The sequence below is a fragment of the Streptomyces albofaciens JCM 4342 genome (assembly GCF_008634025.1).
Lineage (GTDB): Bacteria > Actinomycetota > Actinomycetes > Streptomycetales > Streptomycetaceae > Streptomyces > Streptomyces albofaciens.
The window spans coordinates 3,764,512-3,782,221 of sequence record NZ_PDCM01000002.1; the positions used below are offsets into that span (position 1 = coordinate 3,764,512).

Sequence of the window (17,710 nt, forward strand, 5' to 3'; positions counted from 1 at the left end):
TACGGATCCGCCCCGTGCCCGTACGCGCCCGCCCCGTGCTCGTACGGACCCGCCCCGCGCTCCGTTGAACCGGTACCCCCTCTAAACCGGTACTCCCTCCAGCGCCCCCCGCCACTCCGCCACCGCCGCCGCGTCCACCGGGGCGTCCCAGCCGGACGGGCGGGCCGCGCCGCCGATGTGGAAGGCGTCCACGCCGGCCGCCTGGAGCTGCGGGAGGTGGGCGAGGACTAGGCCGCCGCCGACCAGCAGCCGCGGCTCGTAGCCGGGCTCGCCGTCCGCGGTACGGGCCCGCTCGGCCAGCAGGGTGGGCAGGCCGTCGGCGACGCCCGCGGGCGAGCCCGCGGTCAGGTACGTGTCCAGGCCGGGCAGCCCGGCCAGTTCCTTGCGCAGCGCGGCGCGGTCGGCGGCCCGGTCGATGGCCCGGTGGAACGTCCAGCGGCAGCCCTCGACGGCCCCGGCCAGCGTGCGGACGGCGGCCAGGTCGGGCCGTCCGTCCGCGTCGAGGAAGCCGAAGACGAACTCCTCGGCGCCCTCGGCCCGCAGCGCGGCGGCCGCCGCGCACAGCGCGTCCACCTCGCCGGCCGCGAACCCGTCGGCGGCGCGCAGCATCACCCGCACCGGGATGTCCACGGCCGCCCGGACCGCCGCGAAGGTGCGCGGCGTGGGGGTGAGGCCGTCGGCGGCCATGTCGCTGACGAGTTCGAGGCGGTCGGCGCCGCCGGCCTCGGCGGCCACCGCGTCCGCGGCGTCGAGCGCGATCACCTCCAGGAGTGCGCGCTTGGTCATGGGTCCCCATTCCTTCGACGTGACGACTTCACGTGACGACTGCAGCAGGACGAGACGGGATGCCGACGCGGACAGCGAGAGGACGACAGGTCTAGTCCAATGTCCAGGGTACGGGCCGGCCCGCCCCCGTGGTCCACAACGCCCCGCTACTCGACCTGAAACTCCCTCTTGACCGCCGGCCCCGGGCACAATGGCCGGTATGGCGCGCACGACACCTCCGTCCGGCTCGGCCCACACCCACTTCGGTGGCGGTGCCGATCCGTTCCCGGACCTGCACCACCGCTGGGCCAACGCCGTCGCCGGGGCCCGGGGCGGCAGCGGCCCCTCGGACCCGGACCCGGCCCCGTACGCGGACAACCTGCTCTCCCGCTGGTCGGAGCCGCAGCGCCGCTACCACACCACCGATCACCTGCTCGCCGTCCTGGACCGCGTCGACGAGCTGGCGGTGCACGCGACGGACCTGGACGCCGGGGTGCCGGTGGACTGGGACGCCGTCCGGCTGGCCGCGTGGTTCCACGACGCCGTCTACCGGCCCGAGCGCTCCGAGAACGAGGAGCGCAGCGCGGCGCTCGCCGAGCGCGCCCTGCCCGAGCTGGGCATCGACGACGCCTGTACGGCCGAGGTCGCCCGCCTGGTACGCCTGACCGCGACCCACGACCCGGCGCCGGACGACCACAACGGCGCGGCCCTGTGCGACGCGGACCTGGCGGTCCTGGCGGGCGCGCCCGAGCAGTACGCGGCCTACGCCGCCGCCGTCCGCGAGGAGTACGTGTTCATTCCGGACCGGGAGTTCCGCGCCGGGCGTGCGGACGTGCTGCGCCGGCTCCTGGACATGGAGAGCCTCTTCCGTACGCCGTACGGCAAGCAGCAGTGGGAACGGGTGGCGCGGCGCAATCTGACCACCGAGCTGGAACTGCTCACGGCCGGGTAGCGGCGGCGGCCGCGCCGCCGGCCCCCGCGCGCCCCGCGCGGCGCAGGGCGCGGCCCCCGGCCCGGTACCACTGCCACGCCACGACGGCCGCCAGCGCCAGCTCGACCGCGTCACCGCCGTAGTACATGACCTGGGATGCCAGGTGCAGGTCGGCCGTGCCGAAGGAGGTGCCGGGCGGGCCCGCCGCGTACAGGGACTTGGCGAGGACGGCGTGGGCCGTGCCCGCGGTCAGCAGTACGACGGCCCGCAGCCCGTAGCCGGGGCGGTGGCGTACGGGGTCCAGGGCCAGCACCCCGAAGGAGAACAGGACGCCCGCGAGCAGGATGTGGACGTGCACGAGCGTGTTCAGCCAGGGGCTGTGGTGGCTGACGGACAGCAGCGGGGTGCGGTAGAGCAGCCACAGCCCGCCGAAGTCGAGCAGGGCGGCCACCGGCGGCAGGGCCGGGACCGTCGCCCAGCGCGATCGGGTCAGCGCCACCAGGCCGCGGCGCAGCGGTACGGGCGCGGTGCGCAGGAGCAGCGTCAGCGGGCGGCCGAGCACCAGGAGCAGCGGGGCGAGCATGCCGACGCACAGGTGCGTGAGCATGTGCGCGGTGAACGGCGGCGCGGTGCCCCAGGGCTCGGCGACGCCCGCGACCAGCACCGCGCCGCCCGCGGCGACCAGCGCGTCGCGCCCGTACGGCCAGGCGTCGCCGCGGGCCCGCAGCCGGGCCGCGGCGGTCAGGTAGGCGAGGCAGCCCAGGACGGTGGCGGTGGCGACGGCCACGGTGAAGGGTGCGGGCAGGGCGGACGTCATCGGGTGCGGGACGGGGTGCGCGGTTCCGTACGCGGGGCGGCGCGTGACGGCGTACGGGAGGCGCGGACGAGCAGCAGCGCGCCGACCACCAGGAGGAGTACGGCGATCCCGTTCCACGTCCAGTCGTACGGCGCCAGGTCCACGCCGTAGCGGATCTGGTGGATGCCCAGGCCCTTGTGCTGGAACGTGCCGTCGTAGAGCTGGAAGCCGCCCAGCCCCAGGAACAGCCCGCCCCACCACTTCCGGGGCACCAGCGTCCCGCGGCGCCGCACGTCCGCGTACAGGACCAGGCCGGCCACCATGGCGAGCCAGCTGCCCGCGTGGAACAGCCCGTCGGAGACCAGACCGATGTCCGTGGTGGACTTGTCGTAGAAGTGATGCCAGTGCAGCAGCTGGTGGAACACCGTCTCGTCGATGAACGCAGCCGTGCCGATCCCCGTGAGTACGCCACTGAGCACCGACCGCATGGGACCTCCTCGCTTCGTGGGCCGGGCGGAGCCGCCGGGGTACCCCTGGCCCGGACGGCGAAACGCCGGTGCGACGCGACCCGGCCACGGGTGCGGAACCGGCCGGTACCGTTGCGGGGTTTACGGCCCGGCCGGGAATGTCAGGCGCGTCGGTGCTGTTCGTGCCTGACATGCCAGACCATCCCGCTCCCACTTCTGCCCCTGCCACCCCACCCGCCCCTGCCCGCACCCGTATGCCCTTGGCCGTCTACGTCCTCGGCCTGTCCGTCTTCGCCCTCGGGACCAGCGAGTTCATGCTCTCAGGCATCCTCCAGCCGCTGGCCCGGGACATGGGGGTGTCCATTCCGCAGGCCGGGCTGCTGGTCTCCGCCTTCGCGATCGGCATGGTGGTCGGCGCGCCGGTGCTCGCCGGGGCCACCCTCCAACTGCCGCGCCGCACCACGCTGATCGCGCTGCTCACGGTCTTCGGGCTCGGACAGGTGGCGGGCGCGGTGGCGCCCTCGTACGGCGTGCTGTTCGTCTCGCGTGTGGTGAGCGCGCTGGCCTGCGCCGGGTTCTGGGCGGTCGGCGCGGCCGTCGCGGTGTCGCTGGTGCCGGTCACGGCGCGGGCCCGGGCGATGGCCGTGATGGTCGGCGGGCTGAGCATCGCCAACATCGCGGGCGTCCCGGCGGGCGCGCTGCTCGGCCAGCACGCGGGCTGGCGGTCGGCGTTCTGGGCCGTGGCGGTCCTGTCGGCGGTCGGCCTGATCGGCGTGATCGCGCTGGTGCCCCGTACGGCCGTGCCGACCGGTGACGATCGTCCCGCGCTCCGCCGCGAACTGAGCATCTACCGGGACAAGCAGGTCTGGCTGGCGCTGATCGGCACCGCGCTGAACGGCGCGGCGGTCTTCGCGCTGTTCTCCTACCTGGCGCCGCTGCTGACCGACACCGCGGGGCTCTCCGAGGGCAGCGTGCCGACCGTGCTGGCGCTGTTCGGCGTGGGCGCGCTGATCGGTACGTTCGTCGGCGGGCGCATCGCGGACGCGCACCCGTTCGGGACGATCCTCGGGGGCATCGGCTCCTCGGCGACCGTGCTGGCGCTGCTGGCGCTGACCGCGCACAGCCCCGTCGCCGCCGTCACGCTCTCGCTGCTGCTCGGCGTGACCGCGTTCGCCACCGCGCCGGCCCTGAACGCCCGGATGTTCAACGTGGCGCACGCCGCGCCCACGCTGGCCGGGGCGACCACCACGTCGGCCTTCAACATGGGCAACACCATCGGGCCGTGGCTCGGCGGGCTCGTCATCGGCGCCGGCTGGGGCTACCCGGCGGTCGCGTGGACGGGCGCGCTGCTCGCGGCGCTGGGCGTCGGCACCACGGCCGTCGCCCTGCGGCTGCACCGTACGCGCAGCGCTTCCCGCCTGGTGGCCTCGTCGGAGGACGCACGGCGCGCACCGGTCGAGGCGGCCCACCGGGGCTGACCCCCGGGGTCCTGCCCCGGGCAGGACCCCGCCCTACCGGCTCGCCTGCCCGCTCCCCCCCCCGGATGGCCACCGCCCCACCTGCCGGATCGTCGGCCGGCTCGGCTACCTGCTCGTCTCCCGGCTCTTCGGCCTGCGCAGCCCCGCCGCCCGCAGCCGGTGGACCAGTTCCCTGCTGCCGATCTCCGCGGCGCCCGCGCGCACCGCGGCGCCGTACCGCTCCGCCGGTATGTCGTAGTGATCGCGGTCGAAGGCCTTGCGCGGGCAGCCCAGGCGCTCCGCGAACGCGTGCAGTTCCTCGAACGAGGCGTCGCTGACCAGGTGGGACCACATCCGGCCGTGGCCCGGCCAGGTCGGCGGGTCGATGTAGAGCGCCATGTCAGCCTCCCGAGGCGGCGCCCAGCGAGCCGACCCGCGCCACCGATACGGCCGTCTCGGGACAGACCCAGTGCGGGTCGGGGCCCAACTCGGGCTGCACGTCCAGGGCGTGGGGCTCGCCGCCGTGCAGGCACACCGGGCACAGGGGCCAGCGGCCGTACCGTTCCAGCAGGGCGTCCTGCACGTCCTGCGCTATCAGCCCGGCCACATACGCGGCGCCCTCGGGCCACTGCTCGACCCACCATCGGCGGTGCGTCACGGAGTCCTCGACGAGCGAGACGATCTCCGCGTCGGCGACTTCGCCCGCCACCAGGTCCGCGAGGACCAGCGCACGGGCCGCGTGCAGTGCCTGTTCGAGCTCCATGCCCCCATTCTCTCCCGCACCACCGACAACCGCTCCGGCGTCACCGGTCACGGGCGCCGCGGCTGTCCACAGGGTATTGACGCGGACCGGCCGTGAAATTACTTTTCAGCTGTGCGCCCAGATGTGAAGGAAACTTTCAAGGACTCCGGTGCCGCGCTCCGGCCCGCCCCGAGCCCGCCCGCCCCCGCGGCCCTGGCCGCCAAGGTGCGCACGCTCGCGCCGTCCATGACCCGCTCCATGCAACGGGTCGCGGAGGCCGTCGCGAGCGACCCGGCCGGGTGCGCCGCGCTCACCGTCACGGGCCTGGCGGCGCGCACGGGCACCAGCGAGGCCACCGTCGTGCGCACCTCGCGCCTGCTCGGCTACCCCGGCTACCGCGACCTGCGGCTCGCCCTGGCCGCCCTCGCCGCCCAGCAGGCCACCGGCCGCGCGCCCGCCGTCACCGCCGACATAGCGGTCGACGACGCGCTCCCGGACGTGGTCGCCAAGCTGGCCCAGGAGGAGCAGCAGTGCCTGGCCGACACCGCCGCCGGGCTGGACCTGACGCAGCTGGAGGCGGCGGTCGGCGCACTGGCCGCCGCCCGGCGCATCGATGTGTACGGCATAGGCGCCTCCAACCTCGTCGGCCAGGACCTGGTCCAGAAGCTGCTGCGGATCGGCCTGATCGCGCACGCCCACTCCGACCCGCACCTCGCCGTGACGAACGCGGTCCAGATGCGCGCCGGTGACGTGGCCATCGCGATCACCCACTCCGGGCGCACGACCGATGTCATAGAGCCGCTGCGGGTGGCCTTCGACCACGGCGCGACGACCATCGCGATCACCGGCCGCCCGGACGGCGACATCGCCTCGTACGCCGACCACATCCTCACCACGTCCACCGCCCGCGAGAGCGAGCTGCGCCCCGCCGCCATGTCCTCCCGGACGAGCCAACTGCTGGTGGTGGACTGTCTTTTCGTCGGCGTGGCACAGCGTACGTACGAGACCGCCGCGCCCGCCCTGTCCGCCTCCTACGAAGCGCTCGCCCACCGCCACTCGCCCCGCGCCCCCACCCGCTGACCCCGGGCGCGGCCCGCCCCCGGCCACCGCCCGCCGCTCCTCCTCCCCCGTCTCCGTCCCCCCGTACAGAGCCGTACGAGCCCGGAAAGAGCCGCCACCGCCATGACCTCCCCCGCCGAGTACGCCCGGTTGCGCGCGCAGCTGGACACGCTGACCACCGAGGCCTTCCGGCCAGACCTGGCCGAGATCGACCGGCTGTCCACCCTGGAGATCGCCCGCACGATGAACGGCGAGGACGCCACCGTGCCCGCCGCCGTCGCCGACCAGCTGCCCGCGATCGCCGCCGCCATCGACGCCACCGCCGAGCGGATGGCCCGCGGCGGACGGCTGATCTACGCGGGCGCCGGTACGGCCGGGCGCCTCGGCGTGCTGGACGCGAGCGAGTGCCCGCCCACCTTCAACACCGACCCGGCCGAGGTCGTGGGCCTGATCGCGGGCGGCCCCGCCGCCATGGTCGCGGCCGTCGAAGGTGCCGAGGACCGCCCGGACCTGGCCGCCGCCGACCTGGACGCACTGGGCCTGACCGGCAACGACACGGTCGTCGGCATCTCCGCCTCGGGCCGTACGCCGTACGCGGTCGGCGCCGTCGAGCACGCCCGCGCGGCCCGCGGCGCGCTGACCATCGGCCTGTCCTGCAACGCTGGCTCCGCGCTGGCCGCGGCCGCCGACCACGGCATCGAGGTCGTCGTCGGCCCCGAACTCCTCACCGGGTCCACCCGGCTGAAGGCCGGCACGGCGCAGAAGCTGGTCCTCAACATGCTCTCGACGATCACCATGATCCGGCTGGGCAAGACGTACGGGAACCTGATGGTGGACGTCCGGGCCTCCAACGAGAAGCTGCGGGCCCGTTCCCGCCGGATCGTGGCGCTGGCCACCGGCGCCGGGGACGCGGAGATCGAGGCCGCGCTCGCCGCCACGGACGGGGAGGTCAAGAACGCCATCCTCGTCGTGCTCGCCGGGATCGACGGGCCGGCGGCGGCCCGCCTGCTGGCCGAATCCCGCGGCCACCTCCGGGCCGCCCTGCACACCGCCCTGCACACCCCGCCCCTTCAGGACGGCTGATCCACGCGCTTCCCCGCCCGTCCCGTCCCGGCACGCACAGCAAGGCAGCACCACTCATGTCCGACGACAAGAACCGCGCCACCGCCGCCGCGCTCCTCCCCCTGGTCGGCGGCGCCGCCAACGTCACCTCCGTCACCCACTGCATGACCCGGCTCCGCCTCGGCGTCCGGGACCGCTCGCTGGTCCGGGACGCGGCGCTGAAGGCGCTGCCCGCCGTGCTGGGCGTGGTGGAGGACGACACGTACCAGATCGTGCTCGGCCCCGGTACGGTCGCCCGCGTCACGCCGGAGTTCGCGGCGCTGGTGGAGGCGGGGGCCGATGGGGCGGAAGCCGGCACGGCGGCGGCCGGAGAGACGGCAGCCGGAGAGGCCGGGAGCGCCCCGGCCACCGACACCACCGCACCCGCTACCACCTCCGCCTCCACCGCCCCCGCCACCGCCGACGAACTGGCCGCCCAAGGCGCCACCCTGAAAGCCCGCCAGAAAGCCCGCAACGCCACCCCGGTCAAGCTCTTCCTGCGCCGGATCGCCGACATCTTCGTCCCGCTGATCCCCGCCCTCATCGGCTGCGGCATCATCGCCGGGCTGAACGGCCTGCTGACCAACTTCGGCGTGCTCCCCGCCCTGGTCCCGGCGCTGGCCGCCATCGCCTCCGGCTTCATGTCGCTGATCGCGGTCTTCGTCGGGCACAACACCGCGAAGGAGTTCGGCGGCACGCCCGTGCTGGGCGGCGCGGTCGCCGCGATCATCGTGTACGTGGGCGTCGCCAAGGTCACCGCCTTCGGGCAGCAGCTCTCGCCGGGCCAGGGCGGCGTCCTGGGCGCGCTCGGGGCGGCGCTGCTCGCCGTACAGATCGAGAAGTGGTGCCGCCGGCACGTCCCCGAGGCGCTGGACGTGCTGGTCACCCCCACCGTGACCGTGCTGCTGTCCGGCCTGGTCACACTCTTCGGGCTGATGTTCGTGGCCGGTGAGGTCGCCACCGCCATCGGCACCTGCGCGAACTGGCTGCTCGCCCACGGCGGCGCCGCGGCCGGGTTCCTGCTCGGCGGCCTCTTCCTCCCGCTCGTCATGCTCGGCCTGCACCAGGCCCTGATCCCGATCCACACCACGCTGATCGAGCAGCAGGGCTACACGGTGCTGCTGCCGATCCTCGCGATGGCCGGGGCCGGCCAGGTGGGCGCCGCGCTGGCGGTCTACTTCCGGCTGCCGGGCAACCGCTCGATCCGTACGACCATCAGGTCCGCGCTGCCCGCCGGCCTCCTCGGTGTCGGCGAACCCCTCATCTACGGCGTCTCGCTGCCGCTGGGCCGCCCGTTCGTCACCGCCTGCGTGGGCGGAGCGTTCGGCGGCGGCTTCGTGGGCCTGTTCAACCAGCTCGGCACGACGGCGGGTTCGACCGCCATCGGCCCGTCCGGCTGGGCCCTGTTCCCCCTCCTGAAGGGCAACGGGTCCCTCGGCGCGACACTCCTCGTCTACGCCCTGGGCCTGCTCATCGGCTACGCGGCGGGCTTCCTGGCCACGTACTTCTTCGGCTTCGGCAAGCAGGCCCTGGCGGATCTGAACACCGTCACCCCCGCGCCCGCCACCGGCGTGCCGGCCGCGTCCCGGCCGGAGGCGCAGGTCAGTCCCTGAGGAACGGCAGCAGGTGGCCGAGGAGCGCGTCGGGCTGCTCCTCCGGTACGTAGTGTCCGCAGTCGGGCAGGACGACGCTGTCGAGCCGTTCGGTCACCGGACCGAGGAGAGCGCCGAGACGTTCCCCCTGGCTCCGGTCCCCCGCCACGCCGAGCACCGGCATGGCGAGCGGCCGCCGCCTGCGCCGGGTGTTCTGGGCGATGTTCTCGTCGGTGGCCCGGTAGTAGTCGAAGCTGGCGCGCAGCGCCTCGGGGTCGCGGGCGAGGGTTTCGACGTAGAAGTCGACCGCGGAGTCCGGCAGCGGGCGCGCGGCCTTGTGGCGGAACTGGTCGCCGTAATAGATGTGCTCCCGGCGGCGGACGAGCTGTTCGTTGAGGGACCGCTTGCGGTTGAAGGCGAAGTGCCACAAAAGGTCGTTCTGTGCCTCGGGCCCGAACAGGTCCACCGGCGGCGCGAGGCCGGGGATGGTGGCGTCGAGCAGGGCGAGGCGTTCGACGGCGTCCCCGTGGTCGGCGGCGAGGGCGTAGCCGAGCCACATGCCGACGTCGTGCCCGGCCATCGCGAAGCGCTGGTGGCCGAGCGTGCGCATGAGGGCGGCGAGTTCGGCCGCCACGGTGCCGGTGTCGTAGCCGCCGTGGGGCTTGTCGGAGCGGCCGACGCCGCGCGGGTCGACCGCCACGACGCGGAAGTGCTCCGCCAGGCGCGGCATGACGTGGCGCCACACGTACCAGTTCTGCGGCCACCCGCCGACGAGCAGGAGGGGCCGCCCGGCGCCGCCCTGCACGGTGTGCAGCCCGACCTCGCCGACGCGGACGAGGGTGCTCTCGAAGACGTCCGTGAATCCGTCCGGGAGCCAGGGGACGCCGGTCACGGTGCCGAAGCCGGTGAGCGGGCGGACGGTCGTCGGGGTCATGTCTCCTCCTGGACGGTCGTTGAACCGTTTCAAGCGGTTCATGAGAACCGATTAAGACGGTTCGAGTCGCAGAAGTCAACCGTTGGCCCGGCCACGGCGGAGCGGCTACCCTGAACCCCCATGACCGGTTCACCCACCCCCCAGCCCGCGCAGCGCGCCGCGGACGGCTTCCGGCTCGGGAACGAGATCCTCGCGTTCCGCTTCGTCGCCACGCTCGGCGAGCGGCGCGGCGCCCCGGTGGAGCGGATCGCCACCCCGGACCGGCTACGGGCCTGGCTCGTCGCCAACGGGCTCGGCGATACGGGGATGCCGGTCTCCGAAGCCCTCCTGCGGGACGCCCGTGCCCTGCGCGAGGCCGTCCACCGGGCCGGTACCGCCGTCGCCTCCGGCAGCGCCCCGGACCGGGCGGACGAGGAACTGCTCAACCGCTGGAGCGCACGGCACCGGGCGCGGCTCGTCCTTGAGGGCGGGCAGGCGCGGTGGCACCTCCCGGAAGCCGACCCCGCGCGCGCCGCGCTCGCCGTCGTCGCGCTGGACGCCGTCGCGACCCTCGGCGGTCACCGCGACGGCGTGGTCAAGCGCTGCGAGCAGGACACCTGCGACGGGCTCTTCGTGGACACCAGCCGCGGCGGGCGGCGGCGCTGGTGCTCCATGGCGACCTGCGGGAACAAGGTGAAGAAGGCCAACCTCAAGGCGGCCAGGGGCGGGTGACGCACGCAGCGGCTCAGCGCGCGCCCGCGCCCACCCGTTCCCCGCGCTCCGCCGCGGGCGCGGGCCGCTCGTCCGGCCAGCACTCCACCCCCTTCAGGTCCGGCATCCGCGAGGCCGTGAAGACCGGGTCGCGCCCCGCCCGGCGCTGGGCCTGGTAGTCGTCCAGCAGACGGAAGGCGATGGCCGAGAGGGGGAGGATCGCGAGCAGGTTGATCAGCGCCATGACGCCCATGAACACGTCGGCGAGGTTCCAGACGACGCCCACCGAGCCCAGCGCGCCCAGGAAGACCACCGCCAGGACGATGGCGCGATAGACGGGCAGGACCCAGGCGCGCCGCGTCAGGAAGCCGATGTTGGACTCGCCGTAGTAGTAGTTCCCGATCATGGAGCTGAAGGCGAGCAGGAAGACGACGGCCGTCAGCACGTGCCCGGCCCAGCCGCCGAGCGTGTCGGTCAGCGCGGTCTGGGTGAGGTCGGCGCCCTGCCGGCTGCCCGGCCGCGGGCTCGTCGTCAGGATGATGAAGGCGGTCATCGAGCAGATCAGCAGGGTGTCGAAGAAGACGCCGAGGGACTGCACGAGGCCCTGCTTGACCGGGTGGGTGACCTCGGCCGCCGCGCCCGCGTTGGGCGCCGAGCCCAGGCCCGCCTCGTTGGAGAACATGCCGCGCCGGATGCCCTGCTGGATCGCCGCGCCGAGCCCGCCGGCCGCCAGTTCCTTGAGGCCGAAGGCGCCGCCGACGATGTCGCCGAGGACGCGCGGCAGGTCGTCCAGGTTGAGGAGGACGACGGCGGTGCCCATCAGCAGGTAGACGACGGCCATGACCGGCACGAGGACGGTCGTGACCGAGGAGATGCGGCGCACACCGCCGCAGATCGCGATGCCCAGCAGTACGGCCAGCAGCAGGCCGACCGCCGGGGCGAACCACCCCGGCCCGCCGCCGGACACCGACCCCGAGGCGACGGCCGTGATCGTGTTGGACTGCACGGCGTTGAAGACGAAACCGAAGGTCACGGTGATGGCGACGGCGAACAGGACGCCGGGCCAGCGCTTCCCGAGGCCGCGCTGCATGTAGTACGCGGGGCCGCCCCGGTACGTACCCGACCCGTCGCGGTCGCGCACCTTGTAGAGCTGGGCCAGCGCCGACTCGACGAACGCAGAGGCGCCGCCGATGAGTGCCATCACCCACATCCAGAACACCGCGCCCGCGCCGCCCAGGGTGATGGCGGTGGCGACGCCCGCGATATTGCCCGTACCGACGCGCGCCGCCGCCGAGATGGTGAAGGCGCCGAAGGACGAGACCGGCTTGGAGCCGTCCGCCCGGGGCCGCGACCTGTCCTTGAGCACCCGCAGCATCTCGGGGAAGAGCCGCAGCTGTACGGCCTTGGACCGGACCGTGAAGTACAGGCCCGCGCAGATCACCAGCGGTATCAGCAGGTAGGACCACAGACCGTCGTTGAGGCCGACGATCAGGGAGTCGAGCGTGCTCATGGGCGTCCTCGCGGGGCGTCCGGGGGCGGGGGGCGGCCGTACCGGAAGATCGTCTTCCGGGGAGGCTCCGGAAAGTATGGCCGCCATCCCCATACCAGGACCAGAGGCGCTTACATGCCGTATCTCACAGAAAGCGACATAACGACATGACGCCCCGGCGACACCCTCTCACAGCGCGCAGCCGTGCAGCCCGCCGTCCACCACCAGGTCCTGCCCGTTGATGTACGACGCCTCGCCGGACGCGAGGAAGGCGACCGCGTCGGCGATCTCCTCCGGGTGCCCGAACCGGCCCGCCGCCGTCTGCGCCCGCAGCTTCTCCGCCTCCGCCGGATCGATGTCCGAGCCCGCGAACATCGGCGTGTCGACATAGCCGGGGCTGACCGAGTTGACGCGGATGCCGCGCCCGGCGAGCGCCGCCGCGAGGGTCCGGGCGAGGTTGTGCGCGGCGGCCTTGGTCGCGGAGTGCAGGGTGGCGTCCGCCTGCCCGCGCTGGAGCAGCGACGAGGCGTTGATGACGACCGCGCCGCCGTCCCGCAGCAGCGGCAGCGCGCGCTGGACGGTGAAGAAGACGCCCTTGAAGTTCACGCCGACCGCGCGGTCGAAATCCGCCTCGGTGATCTCTTCGAAAGGGGCCGCGGCGTACATACCGGCGTTGGCGAAGATGATGTCCAGGCGCCCGAAGTGATCCCGTACGGCCCGCACGACGGCGTCGAGGTCGGCGACGGAGGCGGTGTCGGCCCGTACGGCCAGCACCCGGCCGGCGGCCACGCCGGCGACGCCCGTACCGCCGCCGGGGACGCCCGTCGCACCGGCCGCGGCGGCCGGCTCGCCGCCCGTCACCGCCGCTTCCGCCCGCTCCCTCAGATGCGCGGCGGCCGCGTCGAGCCGGCGCTCGTCGCGCCCGCACACCACCACCCGCGCGCCGTCGTCGAGCAGCCGCCGCGCGGCCGCCAGGCCCACGCCGCTGCTGCCGCCGGTGATCAGCGCGACGGTGTCCGCGTCGAACCGGTCCGGTCGGGCGGTCCGCCCGTTTCGAGTCGTCATGGGCCGATCGTGCACCGATGGCCCGGGGGCGGCGCAAGGACCGCCGTACGGAACCGGCGGACCTCAGCCGTACGAGACCCATGCACGCCGGACGAAAACGCCGCCGGGGCGGCACCCCCTGGAAGGAGGGTGCCGCCCCGGCGGTCGAGGACAGGTGATCCGGGAGGATCAGAAGTCCATGTCACCGCCCGGCATGCCGCCCGGAGCACCGGCCGCGGCGGCCTTCTCCGGCTTGTCGGCGATGACGGCCTCGGTGGTCAGGAACAGCGCGGCGATCGACGCGGCGTTCTGCAGCGCGGAACGGGTGACCTTGGCGGGGTCGATGATGCCCTCGGCGATCATGTCGACGTACTCGCCGGTCGCGGCGTTCAGACCGTGGCCGACGGCCAGGTTGCGCACCTTCTCCACCACGACGCCGCCCTCAAGGCCGCCGTTGACGGAGATCTGCTTCAGCGGGGCCTCCAGCGCCAGCTTCACAGCGGCGGCACCGGTGGCCTCGTCGCCCTCCAGCTCCAGCTTCTCGAAGACCGAGGAGGCCTGCAGCAGGGCCACGCCACCGCCGGCGACGATGCCCTCCTCGACGGCCGCCTTCGCGTTGCGCACGGCGTCCTCGATGCGGTGCTTGCGCTCCTTGAGCTCGACCTCGGTGGCGGCACCGGCCTTGATGACGGCCACGCCGCCGGCCAGCTTCGCCAGACGCTCCTGGAGCTTCTCGCGGTCGTAGTCCGAGTCGCTGTTCTCGATCTCGGCGCGGATCTGGTTGACGCGGCCCTGGACCTGGTCGCTGTCACCGGCACCGTCGACGATGGTGGTCTCGTCCTTGGTGATGACGACCTTGCGGGCGCGGCCCAGCAGGTCGAGACCGGCGTTCTCCAGCTTGAGGCCGACCTCCTCGGAGATGACCGTGCCACCGGTGAGGATGGCGATGTCGCCGAGCATGGCCTTGCGGCGGTCGCCGAAGCCCGGGGCCTTGACGGCGACGGACTTGAAGGTGCCGCGGATCTTGTTGACGACCAGGGTCGACAGGGCCTCGCCCTCGACGTCCTCGGCGATGATCAGCAGCGGCTTGCCCGACTGCATGACCTTCTCCAGCAGCGGGAGCAGGTCCTTCACGTTGCTGATCTTGGAGTTGACGATCAGGATGTACGGGTCGTCGAGCGACGCCTCCATACGCTCCATGTCGGTGGCGAAGTACGCCGAGATGTAGCCCTTGTCGAAGCGCATACCCTCGGTGAGCTCCAGTTCCAGACCGAAGGTCTGGGACTCCTCGACGGTGATGACGCCTTCCTTGCCGACCTTGTCCATGGCCTCGGCGATCAGCTCGCCGATCTGGGTGTCGGCGGCGGAGATGGAGGCGGTGGAGGCGATCTGCTCCTTGGTCTCCACGTCCTTCGCCTGCTCCAGCAGGGCGGCGGAGACGGCCTCGACGGCGCGCTCGATACCGCGCTTGAGGGCCATCGGGTTGGCGCCGGCGGCGACGTTGCGCAGGCCCTCGCGGACCAGGGCCTGGGCCAGGACGGTCGCGGTCGTCGTGCCGTCACCGGCGACGTCGTCCGTCTTCTTCGCGACCTCCTTGACCAGCTCGGCGCCGATCTTCTCGTACGGGTCCTCCAGCTCGATCTCCTTGGCGATGGACACACCATCGTTGGTGATCGTGGGGGCGCCCCACTTCTTCTCAAGGACGACGTTGCGGCCCTTGGGGCCGAGGGTGACCTTTACGGCGTCGGCGAGCTGGTTCATCCCGCGCTCGAGACCGCGCCGTGCCTCCTCGTCGAACGCGATGATCTTGGCCATGTGAAGTGGTCCTCCCGGACTGGGGGTCCCCCCGGACGGAGTCTGGGGGAGGGTGGATACTCCGGACCGCGCTGGCGCCCGCGACGGACGGTCTGCGACCCTGTGGTTCCTTGCCCCACCGGCCCGCCGACCTCACCGAGTCGGTCCTTAGCTGTCACTCTCACTCGTAGAGTGCTAACGCAATGATTAGCACTCGGCACACGAGAGTGCAAGCGGCTTCGCAGAAGCCTCCTACAGGGGTGGCGGTCGGGCGACGGGAGGGAGCAAGCGGCTTCGCAGGAGCCTCCTCCAGGGGTGGCGGTCGGGCGACGGGAGGGAGCAAGCGGCTTCGCAGAAGCCTCCTACAGGGGTGGCGGCCGGGCGACGGGAGGGAGCAAGCGGCTTGGGGGAGCCTCCCCGCCGCGTCCCCGGCGTCAAACCGGGCGGGGCCGGGCGACCCGGCCTCCCCCGCAAGATCCACCCCAACACAGAAGGTCCGCGCCCCCACGGGAGGACGCGGACCTTCGTACGCAGCAGTCGGTCGGCGCTATCAGCCGGCCACGCGGACCATGTCCGCCTGCGGCCCTTTCTGGCCCTGCGAGATCTCGAACTCGACCCGCTGACCCTCCTCAAGGGTGCGGTAACCGTCCATCTGGATCGCGCTGTAGTGGACGAAAACATCCGCACCACCGTCGACCGCGATGAAGCCGTACCCCTTCTCCGCGTTGAACCACTTGACGGTGCCCTGAGCCATGCCTAACTCCCCTATTACTGGCCCTTGCACAGGACCGCACTCCGCGGACCCGGGTCAGACCTCACCCCCCGACAGGAGGGGGTGTGCGCCGGAACGCGTCGACCGCCGCTGAATGTATCTGTCCAACTGCCCAGCGCAACAGGTCAATCGGACGAGAATTCTGCTCGCGAACAATCGCAAAAATGCGGTTATAAGCCCTTACTCCCGGGCAAGTCGGGCCGGGCAAAGCTCACCAATGGGACGAACCACGTCCGCACTTCGCCCGCAACTTGCCGGGGTCTCAGATGCGTTCGGCACGGGCTCGACGAGGGGTCACCCCAACTGTATCGCCTTTAACAACACGGAATCGCCCCGTCCGCTTCGCGGTGGACGGGGCGATTCCGGCCGTCGGCCCCCGAAAGGGCCGGAAACGATCCTTACGATTTCCCGGCGCTGTTCCCGGTGCTCTGCCCGGCGCTCAGCAGCCGCCGGCCACCGCCGGGATGATCGAGACGCCCGCGCCGTCCGGCGTCGGGGTCTCCAGGCCCTGCTCGAAGCGCACGTCGTCGTCGTTGACGTAGACGTTCACGAAGCGGCGCAGCTTGCCGGTGTCGTCCAGGACGCGTGCCGCGATGCCGGCGTGGTTCTTCTCCAGGTTCTGGATGACCTCGGAGAGGGTCGCCCCTTCGGCGGGCACCTCGGCCCGGCCGCCGGTGTAGGTGCGCAGGATGGTCGGGATGCGGACGTTGACGCTCATGGTGTTCTGCCTTCCAGGTCGCGGGAGGAGTGGGCGGAGGGACGGGCGGACCGGGGTCCGGCGGTCAGCCCGCCAGGCCGGCCGCGCGGAACGCGTCCAGGCTCGGCCGGATGGTGGCCGTGGGCCCGGTGGTCGGCGCGACCGCGTCCAGCGTCTTGAGCCCGTCGCCGGTGTTCAGCACGACGGTGGTCAGCGCCGGGTCGAGCAGGCCGTTCTCGATCAGCTTCTTGGTGACGCCCACGGTCACACCGCCGGCGGTCTCCGCGAAGATGCCCTCCGTACGGGCCAGCAGCTTGATCGCGTCCACCACCTGCGCGTCGTTGACGTCCTCGACCGCGCCGCCCGTACGCCGGGCGATGTCGAGCACGTACGGGCCGTCGGCCGGGTTGCCGATGGCCAGCGACTTGGCGATGGTGTCCGGCTTCTGCGGCCGTACGACGTCGTGACCGGCCTTGAAGGCGGTCGAGACCGGCGAGCAGCCCTCGGCCTGGGCACCGAAGATCTTGTACGGCCGGTCCTCGACCAGTCCGAGCGCGATCAGCTCCTTCAGACCCTTGTCGATCTTCGTGAGCTGGGAGCCCGACGCGATCGGGATGACGATCTGGTCCGGCAGCCGCCAGCCGAGCTGCTCGCAGATCTCGTACGCGAGGGTCTTGGAGCCCTCGCCGTAGTACGGGCGCAGATTGACGTTGACGAAACCCCAGCCCTCGCCGAGCGGGTCGCCGATCAGCTCGGAGCAGAAGCGGTTGACGTCGTCGTAGGTGCCCTCGATGCCGACCAGCTCGCCGCCGTAGACCGCGGCCATGACGACCTTGCCCGCCTCCAGGTCGTGCGGGATGAAGACGCAGGAGCGGAAGCCGGCGCGGGCCGCCGCGGCGCCCACCGCGCCGGCCAGGTTGCCGGTGGAGGAGCAGGACAGGGTGGTGAAGCCGAAGGCGCGGGCGGCCTCGACGGCGATGGCGACGACGCGGTCCTTGAAGGAGTGCGTCGGGTTGCCGGAGTCGTCCTTGACGTACAGGCCGCCGGTGACGCCCAGCTCACGGGCCAGGTTGTCGGCCTTGACGAGCTTGGTCAGGCCCGGGTTCAGGTTGGGCTTGTCCGCCACGTCGGCCGGGACGGGCAGCAGCGGCGCGTACCGCCAGATGCTGTTCGGGCCCGCCTCGATGCGCTGGCGCAGGCCCTCGGGGTCGCCGGCCGGCAGGTCGTACGCCACCTCCAGCGGACCGAAGCAGGCCGCGCAGGCGAAGATCGGGCCGAGGTCGAAGCGCTCGCCGCACTCGCGGCAGGACAGCGCGGCGGCGGGGCCCAGGGAAACAGTGGGGCGGGTGGTGCTTTCAGCAGACTGCACAGCCATGGAGG

Annotated in this window: 18 protein-coding genes; 6 read left to right on the forward strand and 12 right to left on the reverse strand. The window is 72.8% G+C overall.

Annotated features, from left to right (window positions below):
• Positions 1-81 precede the first annotated feature (81 nt).
• A complete protein-coding gene (locus tag CP973_RS36320; protein ID WP_150248433.1) occupies positions 82-786 on the reverse strand; it encodes a copper homeostasis protein CutC in 705 nt (234 codons plus the stop codon).
• A 199-nt stretch (positions 787-985) separates the two neighbouring features.
• Between CP973_RS36320 and CP973_RS36325 the strand changes: the two genes are divergently transcribed.
• On the forward strand, positions 986-1,717 hold the full coding sequence (locus CP973_RS36325; RefSeq protein ID WP_244410209.1) for an HD domain-containing protein: 732 nt from the start codon (positions 986-988) through the stop codon (positions 1,715-1,717).
• On the opposite strand, the gene CP973_RS36330 is transcribed toward CP973_RS36325, so the two are convergent.
• Together CP973_RS36330 and CP973_RS36335 are read right to left on the reverse strand one after the other, a co-directional pair.
• Complete coding sequence (locus CP973_RS36330; RefSeq protein ID WP_150248435.1) at positions 1,704-2,513, reverse strand: cytochrome c oxidase assembly protein; 810 nt, start codon at positions 2,511-2,513, stop codon at positions 1,704-1,706. The two genes, CP973_RS36325 and CP973_RS36330, sit on opposite strands and share 14 nt — an antisense overlap.
• Entirely contained in the window at positions 2,510-2,980 is a 471-nt protein-coding gene (locus tag CP973_RS36335; protein WP_150248437.1) for a DUF2243 domain-containing protein, read from the reverse strand. Before CP973_RS36335 ends, CP973_RS36330 begins: the two co-directional genes overlap by 4 nt.
• Positions 2,981-3,213: 233 nt before the next feature.
• On the opposite strand from CP973_RS36335, the gene CP973_RS36340 reads away from it, so the two are divergent.
• Positions 3,214-4,437 (forward strand): Cmx/CmrA family chloramphenicol efflux MFS transporter, encoded by a 1,224-nt coding sequence (locus CP973_RS36340; RefSeq protein ID WP_150248439.1) that lies wholly within the window; start codon positions 3,214-3,216, stop codon positions 4,435-4,437.
• A 105-nt stretch (positions 4,438-4,542) separates the two neighbouring features.
• Here CP973_RS36340 and CP973_RS36345 read toward each other — a convergent pair whose 3' ends face one another.
• Both CP973_RS36345 and CP973_RS36350 read right to left on the reverse strand, forming a co-directional pair.
• Positions 4,543-4,815, reverse strand: a complete 273-nt coding sequence (locus tag CP973_RS36345) for a DUF4031 domain-containing protein (protein ID WP_150248441.1) — start codon at positions 4,813-4,815, stop codon at positions 4,543-4,545.
• A 1-nt stretch (position 4,816) separates the two neighbouring features.
• Positions 4,817-5,179, reverse strand: coding sequence for a hypothetical protein (locus CP973_RS36350; RefSeq protein WP_150248443.1), 363 nt, complete (start codon positions 5,177-5,179; stop codon positions 4,817-4,819).
• Positions 5,180-5,290: 111 nt separating this feature from the next.
• Here CP973_RS36350 and CP973_RS36355 point away from each other — a divergent pair, with 111 nt between their 5' ends.
• The 3 genes from CP973_RS36355 to CP973_RS36365 all read left to right on the forward strand — a co-directional run bounded on the left by CP973_RS36355 (position 5,291) and on the right by CP973_RS36365 (position 8,931).
• Positions 5,291-6,238 (forward strand): MurR/RpiR family transcriptional regulator, encoded by a 948-nt coding sequence (locus CP973_RS36355; RefSeq protein WP_150248445.1) that lies wholly within the window; start codon positions 5,291-5,293, stop codon positions 6,236-6,238.
• A 102-nt stretch (positions 6,239-6,340) separates the two neighbouring features.
• Positions 6,341-7,300: an N-acetylmuramic acid 6-phosphate etherase gene (murQ, locus tag CP973_RS36360; RefSeq protein WP_150248447.1), complete on the forward strand. Its 960-nt coding sequence runs from the start codon at positions 6,341-6,343 to the stop codon at positions 7,298-7,300.
• Between the two features lie 56 nt (positions 7,301-7,356).
• Complete coding sequence (locus tag CP973_RS36365; protein ID WP_150248449.1) at positions 7,357-8,931, forward strand: PTS transporter subunit EIIC; 1,575 nt, start codon at positions 7,357-7,359, stop codon at positions 8,929-8,931.
• On the opposite strand, the gene CP973_RS36370 is transcribed toward CP973_RS36365, so the two are convergent.
• Positions 8,921-9,844 carry an alpha/beta fold hydrolase gene (locus tag CP973_RS36370; RefSeq protein WP_150248451.1) on the reverse strand — a complete coding sequence of 308 codons (924 nt, stop codon included), beginning with the start codon at positions 9,842-9,844 and terminating at the stop codon, positions 8,921-8,923. The two genes, CP973_RS36365 and CP973_RS36370, sit on opposite strands and share 11 nt — an antisense overlap.
• Before the next feature lie 120 nt (positions 9,845-9,964).
• On the opposite strand from CP973_RS36370, the gene CP973_RS36375 reads away from it, so the two are divergent.
• The gene (locus CP973_RS36375) at positions 9,965-10,555 is read left to right on the forward strand and encodes a CGNR zinc finger domain-containing protein (RefSeq protein WP_150248452.1); all 591 of its coding nucleotides are present in this window, start codon (positions 9,965-9,967) and stop codon (positions 10,553-10,555) included.
• 13 nt (positions 10,556-10,568) lie between these two features.
• On the opposite strand, the gene CP973_RS36380 is transcribed toward CP973_RS36375, so the two are convergent.
• The 6 genes from CP973_RS36380 to thrC form a co-directional block, all read right to left on the reverse strand.
• The gene (locus CP973_RS36380; RefSeq protein ID WP_150248454.1) at positions 10,569-12,044 is read right to left on the reverse strand and encodes an alanine/glycine:cation symporter family protein; all 1,476 of its coding nucleotides are present in this window, start codon (positions 12,042-12,044) and stop codon (positions 10,569-10,571) included.
• A gap of 168 nt (positions 12,045-12,212) precedes the next feature.
• On the reverse strand, positions 12,213-13,088 hold the full coding sequence (locus CP973_RS36385; protein ID WP_150248456.1) for an SDR family NAD(P)-dependent oxidoreductase: 876 nt from the start codon (positions 13,086-13,088) through the stop codon (positions 12,213-12,215).
• A gap of 168 nt (positions 13,089-13,256) precedes the next feature.
• Complete coding sequence (gene groL / locus CP973_RS36390; RefSeq protein ID WP_030678850.1) at positions 13,257-14,882, reverse strand: chaperonin GroEL; 1,626 nt, start codon at positions 14,880-14,882, stop codon at positions 13,257-13,259.
• 529 nt (positions 14,883-15,411) lie between these two features.
• Entirely contained in the window at positions 15,412-15,615 is a 204-nt protein-coding gene (locus tag CP973_RS36395) for a cold-shock protein (RefSeq protein WP_003986833.1), read from the reverse strand.
• A gap of 457 nt (positions 15,616-16,072) precedes the next feature.
• A complete protein-coding gene (locus tag CP973_RS36400; protein WP_150248460.1) occupies positions 16,073-16,351 on the reverse strand; it encodes a MoaD/ThiS family protein in 279 nt (92 codons plus the stop codon).
• 64 nt (positions 16,352-16,415) lie between these two features.
• Complete coding sequence (gene thrC / locus CP973_RS36405) at positions 16,416-17,705, reverse strand: threonine synthase (RefSeq protein WP_150248463.1); 1,290 nt, start codon at positions 17,703-17,705, stop codon at positions 16,416-16,418.
• Positions 17,706-17,710: the final 5 nt, after the last annotated feature.

Excerpts from the sequence above, each read along its gene's own strand:
- CP973_RS36320 (WP_150248433.1), bottom strand. The coding sequence starts at position 786 with ATGACCAAGCGCGCACTCCTGGAGGTGATCGCGCTCGACGCCGCGGAC.
- CP973_RS36325 (WP_244410209.1), top strand. The coding sequence starts at position 986 with ATGGCGCGCACGACACCTCCGTCCGGCTCGGCCCACACCCACTTCGGT.
- CP973_RS36330 (WP_150248435.1), bottom strand. The coding sequence starts at position 2,513 with ATGACGTCCGCCCTGCCCGCACCCTTCACCGTGGCCGTCGCCACCGCC.
- CP973_RS36335 (WP_150248437.1), bottom strand. The coding sequence starts at position 2,980 with ATGCGGTCGGTGCTCAGTGGCGTACTCACGGGGATCGGCACGGCTGCG.
- CP973_RS36340 (WP_150248439.1), top strand. The coding sequence starts at position 3,214 with ATGCCCTTGGCCGTCTACGTCCTCGGCCTGTCCGTCTTCGCCCTCGGG.
- CP973_RS36345 (WP_150248441.1), bottom strand. The coding sequence starts at position 4,815 with ATGGCGCTCTACATCGACCCGCCGACCTGGCCGGGCCACGGCCGGATG.
- CP973_RS36350 (WP_150248443.1), bottom strand. The coding sequence starts at position 5,179 with ATGGAGCTCGAACAGGCACTGCACGCGGCCCGTGCGCTGGTCCTCGCG.
- murQ (WP_150248447.1), top strand. The coding sequence starts at position 6,341 with ATGACCTCCCCCGCCGAGTACGCCCGGTTGCGCGCGCAGCTGGACACG.
- CP973_RS36365 (WP_150248449.1), top strand. The coding sequence starts at position 7,357 with ATGTCCGACGACAAGAACCGCGCCACCGCCGCCGCGCTCCTCCCCCTG.
- CP973_RS36370 (WP_150248451.1), bottom strand. The coding sequence starts at position 9,844 with ATGACCCCGACGACCGTCCGCCCGCTCACCGGCTTCGGCACCGTGACC.
- CP973_RS36375 (WP_150248452.1), top strand. The coding sequence starts at position 9,965 with ATGACCGGTTCACCCACCCCCCAGCCCGCGCAGCGCGCCGCGGACGGC.
- CP973_RS36380 (WP_150248454.1), bottom strand. The coding sequence starts at position 12,044 with ATGAGCACGCTCGACTCCCTGATCGTCGGCCTCAACGACGGTCTGTGG.
- CP973_RS36385 (WP_150248456.1), bottom strand. The coding sequence starts at position 13,088 with ATGACGACTCGAAACGGGCGGACCGCCCGACCGGACCGGTTCGACGCG.
- groL (WP_030678850.1), bottom strand. The coding sequence starts at position 14,882 with ATGGCCAAGATCATCGCGTTCGACGAGGAGGCACGGCGCGGTCTCGAG.
- CP973_RS36395 (WP_003986833.1), bottom strand. The coding sequence starts at position 15,615 with ATGGCTCAGGGCACCGTCAAGTGGTTCAACGCGGAGAAGGGGTACGGC.
- CP973_RS36400 (WP_150248460.1), bottom strand. The coding sequence starts at position 16,351 with ATGAGCGTCAACGTCCGCATCCCGACCATCCTGCGCACCTACACCGGC.
- thrC (WP_150248463.1), bottom strand. The coding sequence starts at position 17,705 with ATGGCTGTGCAGTCTGCTGAAAGCACCACCCGCCCCACTGTTTCCCTG.